This is a genomic window from Nitrospirillum amazonense, assembly GCF_007828035.1.
In the GTDB taxonomy this organism is placed as follows: Bacteria; Pseudomonadota; Alphaproteobacteria; order Azospirillales; family Azospirillaceae; genus Nitrospirillum; species Nitrospirillum amazonense.
On the sequence record NZ_VITV01000013.1, the window covers coordinates 98014 to 115484 of the forward strand.

Consider the following 17471-nt stretch of genomic DNA (forward strand, 5'->3'; position numbering starts at 1 on the left):
GCATTGGCTTGGCGACCGGCTACAGGCCCGCCCGCCCCGACTTAACGATGCCGGCCAACTGGTGGAGAGAGTTGATGGAAACCAAACTCAGCCGGCGCGGCCTGTTGGGCGCCGGTCTGGCCGCCGGCGCGGCCGGCGCCCTACCGTTGGCCGCGCCCGGCGCCCCGGAGCAGTCCGCCCGGGGCGGTGGCGCAGGTCCCGACATCCGGGGCGACATGCCGTGGCAGGAAGGGGCGGCGGATGCGCCGTTTCCGGCTGACCGCCGGGCCGGCTATATCTATTTCACGGCGGCGGAGGCCGCGTTCATCGAGGCGGCCGTGGGGCGCCTGATCCCCGCCGATGAATTGGGTGGTGGGGCCATCGAGGCGGCTGTGCCGCTGTTCATCGATCGCCAGCTGGATGGCGAATACGGGCATGCCAGCCGCTGGTACATGCAGGGGCCCTGGGCGCCGCCGCTGAAGACCCAGGGTTATCAAAGCCGCATGACGCCGGCGGAGGTGTACCGCTCCGCCATCCGCGCCATCGACGATATGGTGGCCAAGCAGCATGGCGGCACCTCCTTCGCCAAGCTGCCGCCCGACCAGCAGGACGAAGTGCTTAAGGGCCTGGAATCGAACGAGCTGGCCATCGAGGGCGTGGACACCAAGGTGTTCTTCACCCTGCTGCTGCAGAACACCATCGAGGGCTTTTTCAGCGACCCCGTCTATGGCGGGAACAAGGACATGATCGGCTGGCGCCTGATCGGCTTTCCCGGCGCCCGCTACGACCATGGGCCCTTCGTCGACCGTCACAACCAACCCTATCCCCTGCCGCCCGTCGGTATCACCGGCCGGCCCGGCTGGACCCCGCGCGACCAGGACGGCCAGCCCAAGGAAGTGGGGACCAAGACCCATGTCTGAGAAACTGCCCTCCGTCGACGTGCTGGTGGTGGGGTTCGGCTGGACCGGCGCCATCGTGGCCCAGGAACTGACCGATGCCGGCCTGAATGTCCTGGCGTTGGAGCGGGGAAGATGGCGGGACACCCCCACCGATTTCGCCCCCACCTTCGCCCAGGATGAGCTGCGCTACATGTGGCGGCACGCGCTGTTCGAGAACCTGGCGCACAACACGCTGACCATCCGCAACAACATCAGCCAGACGGCGCTGCCCATGCGCGTCATGGGCTCATTTCTGCCGGGCACGGGGGTGGGGGGTTCCGGCGTGCACTGGAACGGGCAGACATGGCGCTTCCTGCCCAGCGACCTGGAGGTGCGCAGCCATGTTACGCGGCGCTATGGCGCCAGAGCCATTCCCGCCGACATGACCATCCAGGACTTCGGCGTCACCTATGACGACCTGGAACCGCACTACGACCGTTTCGAATACCTCTGCGGCACCTCGGGCACGGCGGGCAATCTGAACGGCCAGATCCAGGCAGGCGGCAACCCGTTCGAAGGTGCCCGCAAGCGGGGCTATCCCACCCCCGCCATGCGCCAGGCCTACGCCCCCACGCTGTTCGCGGAGGCCGCCGCCAAGCTGGGCTACCACCCTTTCCCGCAGCCGTCGTCCAATTTGTCGGAAGCCTATACCAACCCGCTGGGCGTGCAGCTGGGGCCCTGCACCTATTGCGGCTTCTGCGAGAAGTTCGGTTGCGGCAACTATTCCAAGGCCTCGGCGCAGACGACCATCCTGCCCGTGCTGATGCGCAAGCCCAACTTCACCCTGCGCACGGAGGCAGAGGCGCTGACGATCAACCGGGACAGCACGGGCAAGCGGGCGGTCAGCGTCACCTATGTCGATGCCCAGGGGCGGGAGTTCGAACAGCCGGCCGACCTGATTTTCCTGGGCACCTACGCCCTCAACAACGTCCGCCTTCTGTTGCTGTCGGGCATCGGCACGCCGTATGACCCGCGGACCGGGGAGGGGGTGGTGGGACGTAACTACGCCTACCAGCGCACCTCCTTCGTGAACGCCTTCTTCGATGACAAGATCCTGAACCCCTTCATCGGGGCGGGCGCCCATGGGATGCACATCGACGACTTCAACGGCGATAATTTCGACCATGGCGGCCTGGGTTTCCTGGGCGGTGGCTACCTCGGGGTGTTGCAGACGGGCGCCCGGCCCATCGAGACCCACCCGGTGCCGGAGGGCACGCCCACCTGGGGCGGGGCCTGGAAGAAGGCGGTGGCCGCCAACTACCTCAAGACCACCACCATCTCCACCCACGGCGGGGTGATGAGCCATCGCGGCAACTACCTGGACCTGGACCCGACATACCGGGACGTCTACGGCCGGCCGCTGCTGCGCATGACCTTCGACTACACCGACAATGAACAGAAGATGGCCCACTACATCACCGACCGCGCGGCCGACGTCGCCCGCGCCATGGGGCCGCGCGAGATCAAGGTGGTGTATCGCGACGGCTCCTGGGACGTGGTGCCCTACCAGACCACCCACAACACCGGCGGTGCCATCATGGGCGCCGATCCCAAGACCAGCGTGGTCAACCGCTATCTGCAAAGCTGGGACGTCAGCAACCTGTTCGTCATGGGGGCCAGCGCCTTTCCCCAGAACCCGGGCTACAACCCCACCGGTACGGTGGCGGCGCTGGCCTACTGGTCGCTGAAGGCGGTGCGCGAACAGTACCTGAAATCCCCCGGCCCCCTGGTGCACACATGAGGGCCCCCCTGCAGCGCGCGCTTGTGACCGGGCTGCTGAGCCTGGGCATCCTGGTGGCCACCCTGTCGCTGGTGGCCATCGGCCTCAGCGGTATTGCCAACGGCCAGCCGCCGTCCGCCACGTCCGGGCCCTATCCGCCGGTGAAGGATCCGGATGTGGCGAAGGGGTACTATGTGGCGGTTCAGGGGGATTGCGTCGGCTGCCATACCGTGCCCGGCGGCCTGCCCTTCGCCGGCGGACGCCCCCTGGTGACACCCTTCGGCACCATCTATTCGGCCAACGTCACGCCGGACAAGGACGCCGGCATCGGGCGTTGGTCGGCGGACGACTTCTACCGCGCCCTGCATGAGGGCAAGGCGCCGGATGGCCATCTTTACCCGGCCTTCCCCTACAACTATTACACCCGCATCGGCCGGGCTGATTCCGACGCGCTGTTCGCCTATCTGCGCAGCCTGCCGCCATCGCCCAACCGGTCGCCGCGCAATGATCTGCCGTTTCCGTTCAACGTCCGCGCCCTGATGATGGGCTGGAACCTTCTGTTCCTGGACAAGGGGGAGTACAAGCCCGATCCCGCCAAGTCCGCGGCCTGGAACCGGGGCGCCTATCTGGTGGAGGGGCCGGGCCACTGCGCCGCCTGCCACACGCCCAAGAACCTCTTCGGCGCCCCGCGCACCAGCCGCGACTATCACGGTGGGGATATCGGCAACGGCTGGTACGCGCCGGACATCACCCCCAACAAGCGCACCGGCATCGGGGGGTGGAGCGACGAGGAGCTATTCCAGTACCTGAAGACCGGCCGCAACGTCCATGCCAATGCCGCCGCTGACATGGGGGAGGTGGTCGCCTATTCCACGTCGCGCATGACCGACGACGACGTGCGCGCCATTATCGCCTATCTGCGCGACCGGCCGGCGCGGGCCGACGACAGCCCCAAAAAGCCGGACCCCGCCGTCATGAAGGCGGGGGAGGCCGTCTATGTCGACACCTGCGCCGCCTGCCACCGCATGGACGGCGCCGGCTCCATGGCCATGTTCCCCCGCCTGCCCGGCAACCCGAACCTGCAGCAACCCAATCCCGGCACGCTCATCCGTGTCCTGCTGGTGGGCAGCCGCAGCCTGCCGACCGACGCGCGGCCGACACCGGCCACCATGCCGGCCTTCAACTGGAAACTCAGGGACGAACAGATCGCCGCCGTGGCCACCTATGTCCGCAACAGCTGGGGCAACGCGGCGGCGCCGGTGGACGTCGACACGGTGACCAAGATGCGCAAGGCCTTGGGCGCCGACCGCCGCACCTTACCGGATGGCTACCCCACCGACATGCATCATCCCAACCCAGAAACCGTGTCCAGCCCCCACACCGACAGCCGGCAGAACGGGACGGACCAGGCGGGGACGGCGGCGCTGGGGCAGCCGTGACGGTTCTTCAGCCTCCGCGTTGGTAGAGACCTGGACTTATTCCTTCCCAGGAAGCTCGTCGCCCGGTCGCGGGGGTTCACCTCCGCCACGCGTCATTAAGGCCCTGAACGCGGCGCGGTCACCCTGCCCACGCCGTTCGGTGAAAAAGGCCGCCGTTCGCAGGGCCGCCAACTTTTCCGCCACGGCGGTCGCGACGAACTGGTTTAGGCTGGTGCCGTCCTCGGCCGCCAAGCGTTCCGCCTCCGCTTTCACAGATGCAGGCAGCCGTAGCGGATAGGTTGAAATCTTGGTCATGCCCTGATCCTTTGCAATGCGTCCCCCGGCTTCAGCAAGGGCATTCCGAAGCGGTGGGCGGCTGGTAAGAAATCTCTCTGGTTGAACGAAATTAGCGCGTCGGCTCGTCCATTCACGGCGGCTTCCAACACGATTTCATCGCCGGGGTCACGCAATTGAGGACGCCAAAGAAACCACGGCTCAATCGGTTCAACCAATTCCACAAGCCGGTTAAGAAACACCTCAATGTCTGCCACTGACAAGCCAGCCGCAAGAATATGTTCGGGACGTTAGCTCATCGCTTCGTATTCGATGAACAGCGGCACCGTGGCCAACAACTGAACGATGCCATCGTCCGCCGCCAATGGCAGCGCGGAGGAGGCCCCCGAAGGACTGCGCAGGGCGGCCACGATGACATCGGTATCGAGAACAAGCCTCATGTCGGAATTGATATCAGCCCGCGATATCACAATCCGCCCGGTCATGCCTTCAGTGGCGACTACATTTGTATCCCCGCCTAAATCGCCGCCGCGCGGTAGGCCATACCCTCCACCCCGTGCAGGAAGCCGTTGCTGAAGCGCCGGCCGGGGCAGAGGTCGCGCAGGCGGTCGCGGGCCGGGGCCATTGGAAGGATGCCGTCCAGCACCGCGCGGAACGTTTCCGCCACCGCCACCATGTCGCAATCCTGCGGTGACAGGCGGAAGCGGCTGACACCCAGGGCGCGCAGTCGGCCCAAATCACCCAGCAGGTCCAGATAGCTGCCCGACAGGGTCTGCACCCCGTTCACCGTCAGGAAGGGGGCGCCGTCCAGGGTGTCCAGGTCCATGCCGTCGGGGTGCTTCTCGCACACGTAACGGCAGCCGTCCTTGTGCAGGCCATGGGCGCGGGCGTGGTAGCAGCGGGCGGAGATGGCCAGCGGCAGGCGGCCGAAGGCCTGCACCTCAAGCTGGGTGCCCGTCGCCATGGCGGCCCCCGCCAACGCCCCGATGGCGTCGGCCGTCAGCTCCCCCGGCAGGCACATCCGCGTGGCGCCCTGGCGGGCCATCAGTTCCAGGGTGCTGGGGTTGTAGACGGCGACCATAGGGCCGATGGCGTGCGGCTGGCCGGCGCAGGCGGCCACGGCGGTCAGGTCGTTGGCCTCAACCAGGAAGTCGTCGCTAGCGGCCAGATCCATGACGCTCTGGCGCTCCCGTGCCTGCATGACCAGCGCCAGGCTGCCCAGCACCACTTCCTTGCCGCCCCGCCGCAGGCGTTCCGCCACCTCGGGGATATGGCTGTCGAAGAAAGGTGCGCGCTTGGAGCACACCACCTCACCCAGGACCACGGTGTCCACCGGCGCCTCATCGGCGACGCGGGCGTAAAAGTCGCGCCGCCGTGCAGCCGGCCAGTGGAAGTGCAAGGGGCCCAGGGTCAGCTTGGGATGTTCGAGGGTCATGATCATCCTCCCCGCTCAGCGCCAGCGCCGGTCGTAGGCGCCGGCGGTGGCGCGGCCGCCTTCCATCTCGCTGGCCAAATCCGGCACAGTGAAGCCGCCGGTCACGGCCGCGTCGATGGCGCGGCGGAACTCACCCACCACACGGGCGACGTAGGCGCGGCCCCGCTGCCGCCCTTCGATCTTCAACGCCCGCACCCCGGCCCTGATCAGGCCGGGAATGTGCTCGGCGGCGTTCAGCGACGTCGGCTCCTCGAACAGATAGCCGGTGGTGGCGTTGGCGCGGAACCGGCCCTTGCACAGGGTGGGATAGCCGGCGGGCGCGCCCGCCGGGTGGCGGTCGATGGTGACATCCCCCAGCCGGGCGGTGACGTCGCCGCCGGGTTCGCGTCGAAACTGCACCGCGCCGGCGGGCGAACAGACGCCGTGGGTGTTGGGCGACTGGCCGGTAACGTAGCTGGACAGCTGGCAGCGCCCTTCCGCCATCACGCACATGCCGCCGAAGGCGAACACCTCCGTTTCCACCGGCGCCACCGCCGCCGTCAGTTCCGTCACCTCCGCCAGGGTCAGCACGCGGGGCAGCACCACGCGCTGCACGCCGAAGGTCTGGGCCAGATAGCGAATGGCCTCGGGCGTGGAGGCGGCGGCCTGGACCGACAGGTGCAGGCGCAGGGAGGGGTGCGTGGCCTGCGCATAGGCCAGTAGACCCAGGTCGGCCAGGATGACCGCGTCGGCCCCGGCCTCGGCCGCGCTGTCCACGGCGCGGTGCCAAATGGCCTCCTCCCCCGCCCGGGGGAAGGTGTTGATGGCGATGTAGAGCGACCGGCCGGCTCTGTGGGTGCGGGCGACGGCGGCGCGCATCTCCACCGGGCTGAAATTCAGGCCGGGGAAGTTGCGGGCGTTGGTGGCGTCGGCGAAACCGCAATAGACGGCATCGGCGCCAGCCTCCACGGCCGCGTCCAATGCCGCCGGCGTTCCGGCGGGGCAGACGAGGGAAAGGGAGGCGGTCGTCATGGCTGAACCTCCGCCACCGCCAGGGCGGCGGGCTGCCACGCGGCACGCGCCACCAGGTGCAGCAGGCCGTCGATATCGCCGTACCAACGCCGCGCCATCGTGAGAACGCGCCGGGGCAAGCGGGCGGCCAAATCGCGCTCCAGGGTGATGTCCGCGCCGTCCACGGCATTGCGCAGGACCAGCACCGCCTCCATGTCGCCCTCGATCATCAGCTGCCGGCTGAAGAACAGGGAGTCGCCGTCGGCACGACCCTCCAGCAAGGCCAGCAGTGCCGCCAGGGGCGCCCGCAGCGTGGCAGCCGCCGGGGGCGGGGCGTCCCCATCGGCGATGGGCCACAGGCCGGGCCGCACGCCCGCCGGCCGCAGCAGGAAGCGCACCGGCAGGTCACTCGGATCAACCAGGAAGGCCCGCTCCCCCAATACCGCCAAGCGCTGGAACAGTGCTTCATGGCGCCGTTGCAGGCGATCAAAGGCCATCTGTGACAGGCGCGCAGCCACGGGCCCGGCCAGCGGACGGCCCAAAAGCGGCAGGGGCGGCAGGACACGCGCCGCCAGCCCGGCCAGCAGCACGGGCGACAAGGGGGGCGGATCGGTCGGGTCGAGACTCACGGGAGGCACATCCAGTTAGGGCGGCGGCCAGTAGGCGGCTTGTCGCGTGACTGTGGGCGTCGCGGGCCAGGGATGTCGTTGACATGGCACAATAATGAAAGGGCGCCGCCTTGAAACGGTGCCTTCCCGTGCCGATACAAGGGAAGGTTCTTGCCACGCAACGATGCGGACGCCGAATGCCTGCGAATCCCTATTATGCCGGTCCTGTGACGGACCATTTCGACGGTGTCCGCTTCTTCAATCCCGGCCAAGCCCCGACCGACCGTAGCCTGGGGGAGATTCTGCGTTGGCGCTGGGGCGGGAAGCGGCCGGTGTGGCCGGCGGCAGTGGCGGGGCGGCAGGTGCGCCCGGCGGCGCGTGTGCATGGCCTGGCGATCACCATGATCGGTCACGCCAGCGTGCTGATCCAGGTGGCGGGGCTGAACCTGCTGGTGGATCCGGTCTGGTCGGAACGGGTCAGCCCCTTTCAATGGCTGGGGCCGCGCCGCGTCAACCGCCCGGGTGTCGCCTTCGAAGACCTGCCGCCTATCGACGCGGTGCTATTGACCCACAACCATTACGACCATCTGGACGTGGGCACCCTGCGGCGGCTGTGGGCCACCCACCGTCCCCGCATCGTAGCCCCCCTGGGCAATGATCGTGTGGTGGCGCGCGAGGTGGGGCCACTGCCGGTGGAAACCGGCGATTGGGGCGACACGGTCGCGCTGGGCCCTGCCGTCACCGCCCATTTCCATCCCGCCTACCACTGGTCGGCGCGCCGGCTGGGCGACCGGCGCATGGCGCTGTGGTGCGGCTTCGTGCTGCGCACGCCGGCGGGCCCGGTCTATGTGGCGGGCGACACCGGCTATGGCGACGGCGCCATCTTTCACCAGGTGAGACAGCACCATGGCGAGCCCACCGTCGCCATCCTGCCCATCGGCGCCTACGCCCCCCGCTGGTTCATGAAGCAGCAGCACTGCGATCCGGCGGAGGCCGTGCGCATCCTGGCCGACTGCGGCGCCCGCCAGGGACTGGCGGTGCATTGGGGCACCTTTCCCCTGTCGGATGAGGAACGGCTGGCCCCGCCGCAGGAACTGGCCCAGGCGCTGGCACGCGAGGGCATCGCGGCTGACCGCTTCCGCGCCCTTGAACCGGGCGACAGCTGGACCAGTTTCTAACCGAGTTAGGGTTCACCGGTGGCGCCCGGCCGGCACATGGAAATTAATATTGGCTGATTGGCCGCTCCCGTGCTCATCAGCGCGCGGGAAACGACCTATTGTCGGCAAATGCTCGGGGCGAATGTGCCTTGCCTGCCACCGTCAAAGCGGGCACATTAGTGCTTGTGCAGTACTTTACCATGTTTCGAAATATTTCATCAGGCGATAACCCGCGCTGCGGGCAATTCGAGGGTCTGCAATGGTTTCTTATTCCATTATTCTCCCCACAATTTATGGGGATCTGATCGTAAATCGCCACGATATTAACCAAACCAACGCCCTGCTGAAGACGGGGGCGGCTCACGACGCGGAAAAGATCGCCTTCGCGCAGAATATTCTTCGGCATGCGCCCAAGCCGGCCACCTTCCTGGATATTGGCGGCAATTTTGGTGTCTATGGCATCGGCTGCGCCCCTATCCTGGCGGACGGCGGCGGCCAGGTCCATATCTTCGAGGCGCAGAAGGTCCTGGCCTACATGATTTGCGGCTCCCTGGCCCTGAACAGCATCGAGAACGCCACCGTCCACCATGTCTGCGTCGGCGATACGGTGACCGAGGTCGAGATTCCTGGCTTCGACTATCATCGCGAAATGAACTTCGGCAGCGTCGAGTTCGGCAACGTCCAGCGCGAACGCCTGCACCAGGATCGCCAGCCCGCCCGCGAAATGGTGAAGCAGGTGAGGATCGACGATTTCGGCTTCGACCATGTCCGCTTCATCAAGGTGGACGTGGAAGGCATGGAGATGAACGTTCTGAACGGGGCGCAGAAGACCATCGAAAAGTGCCGGCCCATCTGCCAGGTCGAATATCTGAAGTCCGACGTGGGGGCCATCCACCGGTTCTTCACCGAGCGGGGATACAAGCTGGCGCAGTGGAAAGAGGACGCGCTCTGCATCCCGGAGGAAGAGGCGGCCACCCTGCTGCCGCCGGAACTCCGCTAAGGAGTGGCCCCAACCGCATCACGGGGCTCAAAACAAAGAAGCCGGCCGGGGTCCCGATTCCGGCCGGCTTCTTTGTTTGTTTGATAAAAGCGGTGACTGCGGCTGCGCGCCGATACGCGCTATAGCCAAGTCGCCGGATGATGATCTAGCCTTAGTGTGATTCCAGGCTCAGGTGGTGTCACCTGAGCCTGGAGTTACATGAAAAACCAGAGGCTTAGAGCCGATCGCGGAATCGCTTTGGAGCGTGAACCTGCTCGTTGAACAAGCATTTAGAGCGGAGTGCATCTCAGGTTAAACGCACTCCGCTCTAGTGTGTTTCTGACGATTCTATTTAAGTCAGAAACACCTTCGGTCGAAATCACCACAGCCAGCTCGGTATTGAGCGGTCCACTCCAGAGGCCCCGACGACGGATGCTCCGCTTCAGAAGTCCAGCGTGGGCGTCAGCAGCTTGACGTTGATCGCGGCCCAGACGAAGAAGACCAGCGACAGAGCCACCAGCACCGCCCAGGCGGTGGCCCAGGGCCGGCGGCCGCCCCGGGTGGCGATGTCGTAGGCGTTCCAGATGGCGGCCACCGTACCGGCGATGGTGGCCAGCAGCACCAGCTGCATCAGGCGCATCCAGATATCCAGCCGGCCGTCCAGGGCGTCCACGCCGTGGTTGATGACCGATAGCATGATCCCCCAGCCCAGGACGAAGACCAGGACCAGCCAGGCTGCGGCCCGCGTGGCGCGATGCAGGATCAGCGTCCGGCCGGTGATGCCGGGGTTGTAGCGGTAGCGGCGGCGCACCAGGGCGACGACGGGCCAGGACAGGGCGGTCAGGACCAGCACGCCCAGGGACACCGCCATCACCGGCGTGATCCAGCCGGCGTTCAGCGAGCCCGGCGCCGGCACGAACTCGATGATGGGGGCGTAGGCACCGATGGAGAACATGACCACCTTGCCGTCCTTCACCACGGCCGCCAGGCGCTCCTTGCCTTCGGCGTCCTGCCACAGCCAGGGGCCGACCTCGCGCCAGCGCTTCGGTACCCGGGCGGCGTCCAGCAGGGCGGAGACGGTGATGGTGTCGTCATCGTTCGCCACGATCTGGGCCTCGCCCAGCAGGCTGAACAGGCGCATGAAGTTGGTCTCGGAGCCGCGGCTGCTGACATAGTGCCCGGCCATGACCTGGGCATGCTCCTTGGCGGTGGGGGCCGTCGGCAGCGCCGGCTTGGCCTGCGGAAAATAGCGGTCCGTGAAGTCGACGAAGACATGCTCCCGCAGCACATGGGCCGCAGCTTCGCGCCCGGCGCTGTTGAAGGACATGTAGAGGCCGACGCCGTCGTCGATGAACAGGTGCAGGTCGGAATGGAAGACGTCGGTGTCGCCGCCATGGCCCACGATGCGGTGGCCGTTGCGGTCCTCATGATAGAAGCCCAGCCCCATGGCGGGCAGGCCGGGGTAGGGGGTGTTGGCGTTGGCGTACATCTGCTCCGCCGTCGCCTTGTCCAGCAGCGGTCCACCGTGGGCCAGGTGCGCGATCATGAACTGCGCCATATCCGCCCCGGTGGCGGACAGGGCGCCCGCCGGTGACATGTCGATGATCTCGAACGGCTGCGGGTCTTTGGACGCCTGCTCATAACCCTTGGACATCCCTCCCGCCAGGTTGGCCGGCAGCGGCTGGACAAAGGTGGAGTGCTGCATGCCCAGGGGCGTGAAGATATGGTTCTGGATGTATTGGGCGAAGGGCTCGCCCGACACCCGCTCCACGATATAGCCCGCCATCGAGGCGCCGTAGTTGGAATAGGCCGGGATTTGGCCCGGGGCGTAGATGCGCGTGGGCACCCAGCGCTTCATGGCCTCACCCAGCGGCTTGGCCAGCTTGGGGTCGGTCAGCAGCAGGTACTTGGCCGTCTCCTCGAACCCGGGGGTATGCGTCATGATGTGGCGCAGCGTGATGGGTTTGCCGAAGGCCGGCGGGATCTTGTAGTCCAGGTAGTCGTTCACATCCCGGTCCAGGTCCAGCTTGCCGGCCTGCACCTGCTGCATCACCGCCGTCCAGGTGAACAGCTTGGAGATGGAGCCGGGGCGGAACAGGGTGCCGGCGGGGTCCACCGGCTTCTTCTCCTTCACGTCGGCATAGCCGAAGCCGCGCTGGGTCAGCACTTGGCCGTCCTTCACCACCACCACCACCGCGCCGGCGATGTCGCCGGTCTGCAGGGCGTAGGGCATGTAGCCGTCCAGCCAGGTGTCCACGTCCGCCTTGGTCAGCGTGGACGCGGGCACCGGGGTCGAGGTCGGCGCCTCGCTGGCCGCCGGCACCTGCGTCGGCGGGGTCGGCTTGAGGTCGGCGGGCGATTGCGCCGCGGCCGGCAAGGCCAGGGCGGTCATGAGAAGCGCTAAGAGGCGAACCTTCCACATCGTGTTCTGTCCTTGCCTTAGAAACGATAGCCGAGCGTGGCCCCGAAGGAGCGGGGGCGCACGATGGCCGCGGTGACATTGCCATCCAGGGCCGACCCGGCCGCGCCCACATCCAGGATGCCGCGGCTGTCGGTCAGGTTGCGCACGAAGGCATCGATCCGGTACCCGCCGAAGGTGACGCCGGCATGGGCGTCCACTTGGCTGTAGGCGCTGAGGTGCCGCTGGCCGTAGCTGGTGTCGAAGGCCGATAGCCGGTCGCCGGTGTAGCGCCAGCTGAACCCGGCGATGCCGTCCACCGTCTCGCTCAGCGGCCGCTGGTATTCCACCGCCAGGGTGGAGGAGAAGCGGGCGGTGTAGGGCAGGCGGTCGCCCTTCAGCCCCCCTACCAGGGGTGGCGCGTCGCTGGTCAGGGTGGCATCGACGAAGGCGCCGTTCAGCGACACGGTCAGGCCGGTCAGAGGCCGCATCGTGACCGAGGCCTCGATGCCCTGGCTGCGCGCGGTGCCGCCGTTGATGTTGACGCCGTAGTCATCGACCGAGCTGAACAGCTGGATGTTGTCCCAGTCGATGTAGAAGCCGGTCAGTTCCAGCGACAGTTTGCGGTTCAGCAGTTCCGACTTCACTCCGATCTCATAGTTGGTGGTGGTGTCGGCGCCGAACTGGTGGGGGACGGCGTCCGGCGCCCCAGGCGGCAGCACGTTGGGGCCGCCGGGACGATAGCCCTTGGCCACCCGCACATAAATCGTGGTGTCCTCATTGGGCTTGAACGATGGCGCCACGGAATAGGTGAACACCCCGTCGGAGGAGTGGGCGGTGTAGTCTGAGTCGCCGGCCAGCGGGCCGCTGCTGATCTGCACCGCGTCCTGTTCATTATGGCTGTAGCGGCCGCCGAAGGTCAGGTCGAACTGGTCGTTCAGGTGGACGGTGCCGCTGGCGAAGCCGGCGTATTCCTCATACCGCGAGGCCAGGTTAGCCAGGGCCAGGCCGGAGAAGTCGGCGATGTGGGCGCCGCTGGCGCCGTCCACGCCGTCGATGATCTGGTTGATGGCATTGCGCTCACGCGTATAGAAGCCGCCCACCGTCCATTCCAGCCAGCCGGTGTCGGTGGAGGCCAGGCGCACCTCTTCCGTCAGGCGGCGCTGCTGCACCTGCTGCACCTGCGAGGCGCCCAGCGGCACGCCGAAGGCGCCGGTCAGCAGGCCGCCATAGAGGCCGCTCGCGTCCTCCAGCGCATTTTGATAAAGCGAGCTGTAGCTGGTGGAGGACAACAGCTGCACCGGCCCGAAATCATAGCTGCCGGTCAGGTTGTAGACCCGGTACTGCATGTCGCTGGGTTGGGCGACCACGCGGGCCTGCCTATAGTCGCCCAGCACTGGTTTCAGGGTGAGGGGATCGACGTCGACCTGATTGGTGCCGTTGCTGTCCAGGTTCTGCAGCACCACCGAAGCCCGAAGGCTCAGCGCGTCGGTGGGCTTGAACAGGGCGGAGACGCGGCCGCCATAGGTGCGGCCGTCATTGATGTCCTTTTCATGCTGGTCGTCGATGAAGCCCGGATCGCGGCGGTAGAAGCCGCTGGCCCGCACGGCCAGGGTATCGGCCAGCGGCACGTTGACTGAGGCACGGCCGGACCAGCCGGTGTCGCCGTGGGCCACGTCCTCGGTGCTCAGCTCCGCGGCCGCATGCACCGCGTCCGTGCTGGGCGCCACCGTCACGTACTTGACCAGGCCGCCCAAGGAATTGGCGCCGTAGAGGGTGCCCTGGGGACCGCGCAACACTTCCACCCGTTCCAGGTCCGACGGGTCCAGGTCGGGGGTCAGGATGGCGCCGTTGGCCAGGGAGGTAGCGGAGCCGTAGGGCGTTTCGTCCACGTATGTGGCCACGGTGGCGCCCACACCGCCGGTATTGATGCCGCGCAGGATCAGTCGCGCCTGTCCCGCCTGGGTTTCCACCAGGGCCGCGCTGGGTACCCGGGTGAAAAAGTCGTCCAGCCGTTCGGCATGGGCCTGCTGCAGCGCCTCCGCCGACACGGCGGAGACCGACTGCGGCACGTCGATCAGACGTTCCGTCCGCTTCTGCGCCGTGACGACGATCTCCGCCAGCATGTCGGCCGCGTCCGCCGGCGCCGCCGTTGGCGACCCCGCGTCCGGTGCCTGCTGCGCCCGCGCGCCGGCACTAATGGCCAAGGCCGCCACGCCCGCGCAGAGGAATGCCCTGGTTCCCCGCTTCATTTCCCGATCTCCCTGATCGTTATGTTGGGCCCATGATGGCACGTGTTTCAGATTTGGCAACAGCGTTTCTGCAACACGAATGCTTCTGTGCGGCGACGCTGGTTTTCTCAAGGCGGCTGGTGCACTTTGGATGATGAAACGCTCGGAAACGCCTATGGGGAACGTGAAACGTGGGGCTGGGTCTGCCGAGCTTGCAGAATGAGGGAGGGGAAGGCATGGCCAAATCCGCACCGGACCGGGCGCATCCGGCGCTGGCCCTGCGGGCGGCGCGGATCAAGCAGGGGCTGACGCTTCGTGCCCTGGCGGCCCGCATCGGCATGCCCTTCTCCACTTTGTCCAAGCTCGAGAACGGCAAGATGGAGATGACCTACGACAAGCTGCTGCGCCTGGCGCAGGGGCTGGGCGTGGACATCGGCACCCTGGTCAGCAGCCCGGGGCCGGAGGCCGAGCCGCCGCCGGCCGGCGGCCGCCGTAGCGTTTCCCGTGCCGGCCGGTCGCCAGGCGCCACCTCGGACGTGCATGCTCATCAGTACCCGGCGGCGGATCTGCTGGGCAAGCTGATGGTCCCCATCATCATCGAAGTGCGGGCCCGCAGCGTGGCGGAGATGGGCGGCATGGTGCGCCATTCGGGGGAGGAATACCTTTACGTCCTATCCGGCGCCATGGAACTGCACACCGACCTGTACGCGCCGTTGCGGCTGGAGGCGGGCGATTCGGTCTATTTCGACAGCGGCATGAGCCACGTCTATGTGCGGGTGAGCGAGGAGACATGCCGCGTGCTGTCGGTCTGCGCCGGGCCGGGGATTCAGCGTCTGGCCCAATCCGCGGCCAAGGCGTGGAAGCTGTCGCCGGCCACGGACGAGGAAACGGTTTGACACGCTGTTTCCGATATTGAAACACCCGCCGGCCTGTGTGATGCTGATCCCATCATGCAGATCGCACCCCCCGACAACGAAATTCCCAATGGGGAAATCCTCAGCGGGAAAATAACGAACAGGGACCTTCAGCCGTGGCCGCGCCCTGTCGCGGCGTGGTCGGCAGTGGCCCTGTTCTGCGTGGCGGCCGTCCTGTCCTACACGGACCGGCAGATCCTCAGCCTGCTGGTGGACCCCATCCGGGCCGACCTGGGCATCAGCGACACCCAGGTGGGGGTGTTGCAGGGGGTGGCCTTCGCCCTGATTTACTCCATCGCCGGATTGCCGCTGGGCCGCCTGGCCGACATGCTGCCGCGCCGCGCCGTCATTTGCGCCGGCGTCGGGCTGTGGAGCATCGGCACGCTGCTGTGCGGCTACGCCCCGTCCTTCTGGGTGCTGTTCGCCGGCCGCCTGATCGTGGGGGTGGGGGAGGCGGCGCTGGCCCCCGCCGCCATGTCCATGATCGCCGACATGTTCCCGGCTGAGCGCCGGGGCTTGGCCACGGGCGTCTTCGTCATGGGCATGACCATCGGTGGCGGTGTCGCCATCGCCATCGGCGGGGCCGTGCTGGGCTTGGCGGCCGCCGGCGGCTTCCAGGGCATCCCCCTGCTGCAGGGCTTGGCCGCCTGGCGCGCCGTCCTGGTCCTGCTGGGCCTGGCCGGCCTGCCGCTGCTGCTGGCCCTGCTGCCCATCCGTGAGCCGGCGCGCCGCAGCGAGGCGCTGGCGGGTGAGAAGGAGGCGACGTCGTTGCGCGAGATCTTCGCCCAGCTGGCGGCCGTTCGCACCGTGCTGATCCCGGTCATCGTCTGCTGCGCCTTCATGTCGGTGGGCGATTTCGCCCTGATCGCCTGGGCCCCGGCCCTGCTCAGCCGCCGCTACGCCATGACGCCGGACGCGGTGGGCCTGGCGCTGGGTTCCCTGGTCGTCGTCGCCGGCGTGGTGGCGACGGTGGCGGGCGGCGTCCTCAGCGATGTGGCGGTCAAGCGCTACGGCCCCTCCGGCCGCATCTGGGTCGCCACCCTGTGCGCCGTCCTGGCCTTTCCCTTCGCCCTGGTGGCGCTGGCGTCCTCCCCGAACCAGGTGCTGGCCGCCGTCACCCTGTGGACCCTGTTCTCCAGCGCCGCCGGCACCATCGGCATCACGGCGGTGCAGGAGATCGTGCCCAATCGGGCGCGGGGCCTCAGCGTTTCCTTCGTCGCGTTTGGCAACATCATGCTGGGCCTGGGTGGCGGCGCCACCCTGACCGGCTATGTCACCGACCATGTCTTCGCCGACCCCCTGGCCATCGGGCAGTCGCTGACGCTGGTCATCGCCCCCCTGGCCGGGGCCGCCATCCTGCTTTTCCTCCATGCCGCCCGAACCGCTCGGAGTGTCAGTCGGTGAGCCTGTCCGTCACCTATCGCCGGGACGCCATGCGCATGCGTGAGCCGTTCCGCATCTCTGGCTATTTGCTGCATGCCATGCCCGCCACGGTGGTCACCGTGGGTGACGGCACCCACTTCGGCCGGGGCGAGGCGGCGGGCGTCTATTACCTGAACGACGACCCGCCGCACATGGAGCGGGAGATCGAGCGGGTGCGCGACGCCCTTGAGGCCGGGGTGGACCGCCAGGGACTGCAATCCCTGCTGCCGCCCGGCGGCGCCCGCAACGCGCTGGACTGCGCCTTGTGGGAACTGGAGTCCCTTCAAAAGGCCACGCCCGTGTGGCGGTTGGCCGGGGTGCCGGAGCCCAAGCCCCAGGTCACCACCTTCACCCTGCCAGCCGACGACCCAGCGGAGATTTTGCGTCGCCTGGAAGCCTTCACCAGCGCCACCTCCATCAAGCTGAAGCTGGAGGGCAACCTGGCGGCGGACACGGAACGGGTGCGTGCCGTGCGCCGCGCCCGGCCGGACGTTTGGCTGTCGGTCGACGCCAACCAGGGCTTCGGGCCCGGGGATCTGGAACCGTTGGCCGCCATGCTGGTGGACCAGGACGTGGCGCTGCTGGAACAGCCGGTGCGCCGGGGTGCGGAGCATCTGCTGGACGGCTGGGACGCGCCCCTGCCCGTGGCGGCGGACGAGAGCATCTTGGACCTGAAGGAACTGCGCGAACAGTACCGACGCTTCGACATCGTCAACATCAAGCTGGACAAGTGCGGCGGCCTGACAGAGGCGCTGGCCATGGCAGCGGAGGCCCGGCGCCTAGGCCTGGGCGTCATGGTGGGCAATATGGCGGGATCGGTCCTGGCTGCCGCGCCCGGCTTCGTCCTGGCGCAACTGTGCGACGTGGTCGACCTGGACGGCCCCTATTTCCTGGCCGAGCCCGGGGCCGACCGGGGCATTTTCACTGCCGGGAAAGTGATGATTCCGGCCGATTTCTGGGGCTGGGGGTAACCCTTCCTCCGCCTGAG

The 17471-nt window shown here is 67.4% G+C and carries 16 protein-coding genes; 8 read left to right on the top strand and 8 right to left on the bottom strand.

Features of this window, described 5'->3' with window-relative positions:
• Window positions 1–74 precede the first annotated feature (74 nt).
• The 3 genes from FBZ87_RS25670 to FBZ87_RS25680 are packed head-to-tail and all read left to right on the top strand — an operon-like array spanning window position 75 to window position 4076.
• Entirely contained in the window at window positions 75–899 is an 825-nt protein-coding gene (locus tag FBZ87_RS25670; RefSeq protein ID WP_211107196.1) for a gluconate 2-dehydrogenase subunit 3 family protein, read from the top strand.
• Complete coding sequence (locus tag FBZ87_RS25675; protein WP_145613429.1) at window positions 892–2658, top strand: GMC family oxidoreductase; 1767 nt, start codon at window positions 892–894, stop codon at window positions 2656–2658. The genes FBZ87_RS25670 and FBZ87_RS25675 overlap by 8 nt, the downstream gene beginning before the upstream one ends.
• The gene (locus FBZ87_RS25680) at window positions 2655–4076 is read left to right on the top strand and encodes a c-type cytochrome (protein WP_145613430.1); all 1422 of its coding nucleotides are present in this window, start codon (window positions 2655–2657) and stop codon (window positions 4074–4076) included. Before FBZ87_RS25675 ends, FBZ87_RS25680 begins: the two co-directional genes overlap by 4 nt.
• A gap of 36 nt (window positions 4077–4112) precedes the next feature.
• Here FBZ87_RS25680 and FBZ87_RS25685 read toward each other — a convergent pair whose 3' ends face one another.
• From FBZ87_RS25685 to ubiT, 6 genes are all read right to left on the bottom strand, one after another.
• Window positions 4113–4370, bottom strand: coding sequence for a YlcI/YnfO family protein (locus tag FBZ87_RS25685; RefSeq protein WP_145613431.1), 258 nt, complete (start codon window positions 4368–4370; stop codon window positions 4113–4115).
• Entirely contained in the window at window positions 4367–4606 is a 240-nt protein-coding gene (locus FBZ87_RS29925; RefSeq protein ID WP_342780935.1) for a PIN domain-containing protein, read from the bottom strand. The genes FBZ87_RS25685 and FBZ87_RS29925 overlap by 4 nt, the downstream gene beginning before the upstream one ends.
• 33 nt (window positions 4607–4639) lie before the next feature.
• Complete coding sequence (locus tag FBZ87_RS29930) at window positions 4640–4789, bottom strand: PIN domain-containing protein (RefSeq protein WP_246134603.1); 150 nt, start codon at window positions 4787–4789, stop codon at window positions 4640–4642.
• A gap of 77 nt (window positions 4790–4866) precedes the next feature.
• On the bottom strand, window positions 4867–5784 hold the full coding sequence (ubiV, locus tag FBZ87_RS25695; RefSeq protein WP_145613432.1) for a ubiquinone anaerobic biosynthesis protein UbiV: 918 nt from the start codon (window positions 5782–5784) through the stop codon (window positions 4867–4869).
• Window positions 5785–5799: 15 nt separating this feature from the next.
• Entirely contained in the window at window positions 5800–6795 is a 996-nt protein-coding gene (gene ubiU, locus FBZ87_RS25700; RefSeq protein WP_145613433.1) for a ubiquinone anaerobic biosynthesis protein UbiU, read from the bottom strand.
• Window positions 6792–7403 (bottom strand): ubiquinone anaerobic biosynthesis accessory factor UbiT, encoded by a 612-nt coding sequence (ubiT, locus tag FBZ87_RS25705; protein WP_145613434.1) that lies wholly within the window; start codon window positions 7401–7403, stop codon window positions 6792–6794. The genes ubiU and ubiT overlap by 4 nt, the downstream gene beginning before the upstream one ends.
• Before the next feature lie 176 nt (window positions 7404–7579).
• Between ubiT and FBZ87_RS25710 the strand changes: the two genes are divergently transcribed.
• Window positions 7580–8560, top strand: a complete 981-nt coding sequence (locus FBZ87_RS25710) for an MBL fold metallo-hydrolase (RefSeq protein ID WP_145613435.1) — start codon at window positions 7580–7582, stop codon at window positions 8558–8560.
• A gap of 238 nt (window positions 8561–8798) precedes the next feature.
• On the top strand, window positions 8799–9539 hold the full coding sequence (locus FBZ87_RS25715; RefSeq protein WP_145613436.1) for an FkbM family methyltransferase: 741 nt from the start codon (window positions 8799–8801) through the stop codon (window positions 9537–9539).
• A 421-nt stretch (window positions 9540–9960) separates the two neighbouring features.
• On the opposite strand, the gene FBZ87_RS25720 is transcribed toward FBZ87_RS25715, so the two are convergent.
• Window positions 9961–11910, bottom strand: coding sequence for a serine hydrolase domain-containing protein (locus tag FBZ87_RS25720; protein ID WP_246134604.1), 1950 nt, complete (start codon window positions 11908–11910; stop codon window positions 9961–9963).
• A 47-nt stretch (window positions 11911–11957) separates the two neighbouring features.
• Window positions 11958–14168, bottom strand: a complete 2211-nt coding sequence (locus tag FBZ87_RS25725) for a TonB-dependent receptor (protein ID WP_145613437.1) — start codon at window positions 14166–14168, stop codon at window positions 11958–11960.
• Between the two features lie 215 nt (window positions 14169–14383).
• Between FBZ87_RS25725 and FBZ87_RS25730 the strand changes: the two genes are divergently transcribed.
• The 3 genes from FBZ87_RS25730 (at window position 14384) to FBZ87_RS25740 (ending at window position 17454) form a co-directional block, all read left to right on the top strand.
• Window positions 14384–15043, top strand: a complete 660-nt coding sequence (locus tag FBZ87_RS25730; RefSeq protein ID WP_145613438.1) for a helix-turn-helix domain-containing protein — start codon at window positions 14384–14386, stop codon at window positions 15041–15043.
• A 165-nt stretch (window positions 15044–15208) separates the two neighbouring features.
• Window positions 15209–16465: an MFS transporter gene (locus tag FBZ87_RS25735; protein ID WP_186454978.1), complete on the top strand. Its 1257-nt coding sequence runs from the start codon at window positions 15209–15211 to the stop codon at window positions 16463–16465.
• Window positions 16462–17454 (top strand): dipeptide epimerase, encoded by a 993-nt coding sequence (locus FBZ87_RS25740; protein ID WP_145613440.1) that lies wholly within the window; start codon window positions 16462–16464, stop codon window positions 17452–17454. Before FBZ87_RS25735 ends, FBZ87_RS25740 begins: the two co-directional genes overlap by 4 nt.
• Window positions 17455–17471 lie beyond the last annotated feature (17 nt).

What these genes read in the sequence shown, in the direction of transcription:
- FBZ87_RS25725 (WP_145613437.1), bottom strand. Translation starts at nt 14,168, where the DNA reads ATGAAGCGGGGAACCAGGGCATTCCTCTGCGCGGGCGTGGCGGCCTTG.
- ubiU (WP_145613433.1), bottom strand. Translation starts at nt 6,795, where the DNA reads ATGACGACCGCCTCCCTTTCCCTCGTCTGCCCCGCCGGAACGCCGGCG.
- FBZ87_RS25730 (WP_145613438.1), top strand. Translation starts at nt 14,384, where the DNA reads ATGGCCAAATCCGCACCGGACCGGGCGCATCCGGCGCTGGCCCTGCGG.
- FBZ87_RS25675 (WP_145613429.1), top strand. Translation starts at nt 892, where the DNA reads ATGTCTGAGAAACTGCCCTCCGTCGACGTGCTGGTGGTGGGGTTCGGC.
- FBZ87_RS25710 (WP_145613435.1), top strand. Translation starts at nt 7,580, where the DNA reads ATGCCTGCGAATCCCTATTATGCCGGTCCTGTGACGGACCATTTCGAC.
- ubiV (WP_145613432.1), bottom strand. Translation starts at nt 5,784, where the DNA reads ATGACCCTCGAACATCCCAAGCTGACCCTGGGCCCCTTGCACTTCCAC.
- FBZ87_RS29930 (WP_246134603.1), bottom strand. Translation starts at nt 4,789, where the DNA reads ATGAGGCTTGTTCTCGATACCGATGTCATCGTGGCCGCCCTGCGCAGT.
- FBZ87_RS25715 (WP_145613436.1), top strand. Translation starts at nt 8,799, where the DNA reads ATGGTTTCTTATTCCATTATTCTCCCCACAATTTATGGGGATCTGATC.
- FBZ87_RS25720 (WP_246134604.1), bottom strand. Translation starts at nt 11,910, where the DNA reads ATGACCGCCCTGGCCTTGCCGGCCGCGGCGCAATCGCCCGCCGACCTC.
- FBZ87_RS25670 (WP_211107196.1), top strand. Translation starts at nt 75, where the DNA reads ATGGAAACCAAACTCAGCCGGCGCGGCCTGTTGGGCGCCGGTCTGGCC.
- FBZ87_RS25685 (WP_145613431.1), bottom strand. Translation starts at nt 4,370, where the DNA reads ATGACCAAGATTTCAACCTATCCGCTACGGCTGCCTGCATCTGTGAAA.
- FBZ87_RS25680 (WP_145613430.1), top strand. Translation starts at nt 2,655, where the DNA reads ATGAGGGCCCCCCTGCAGCGCGCGCTTGTGACCGGGCTGCTGAGCCTG.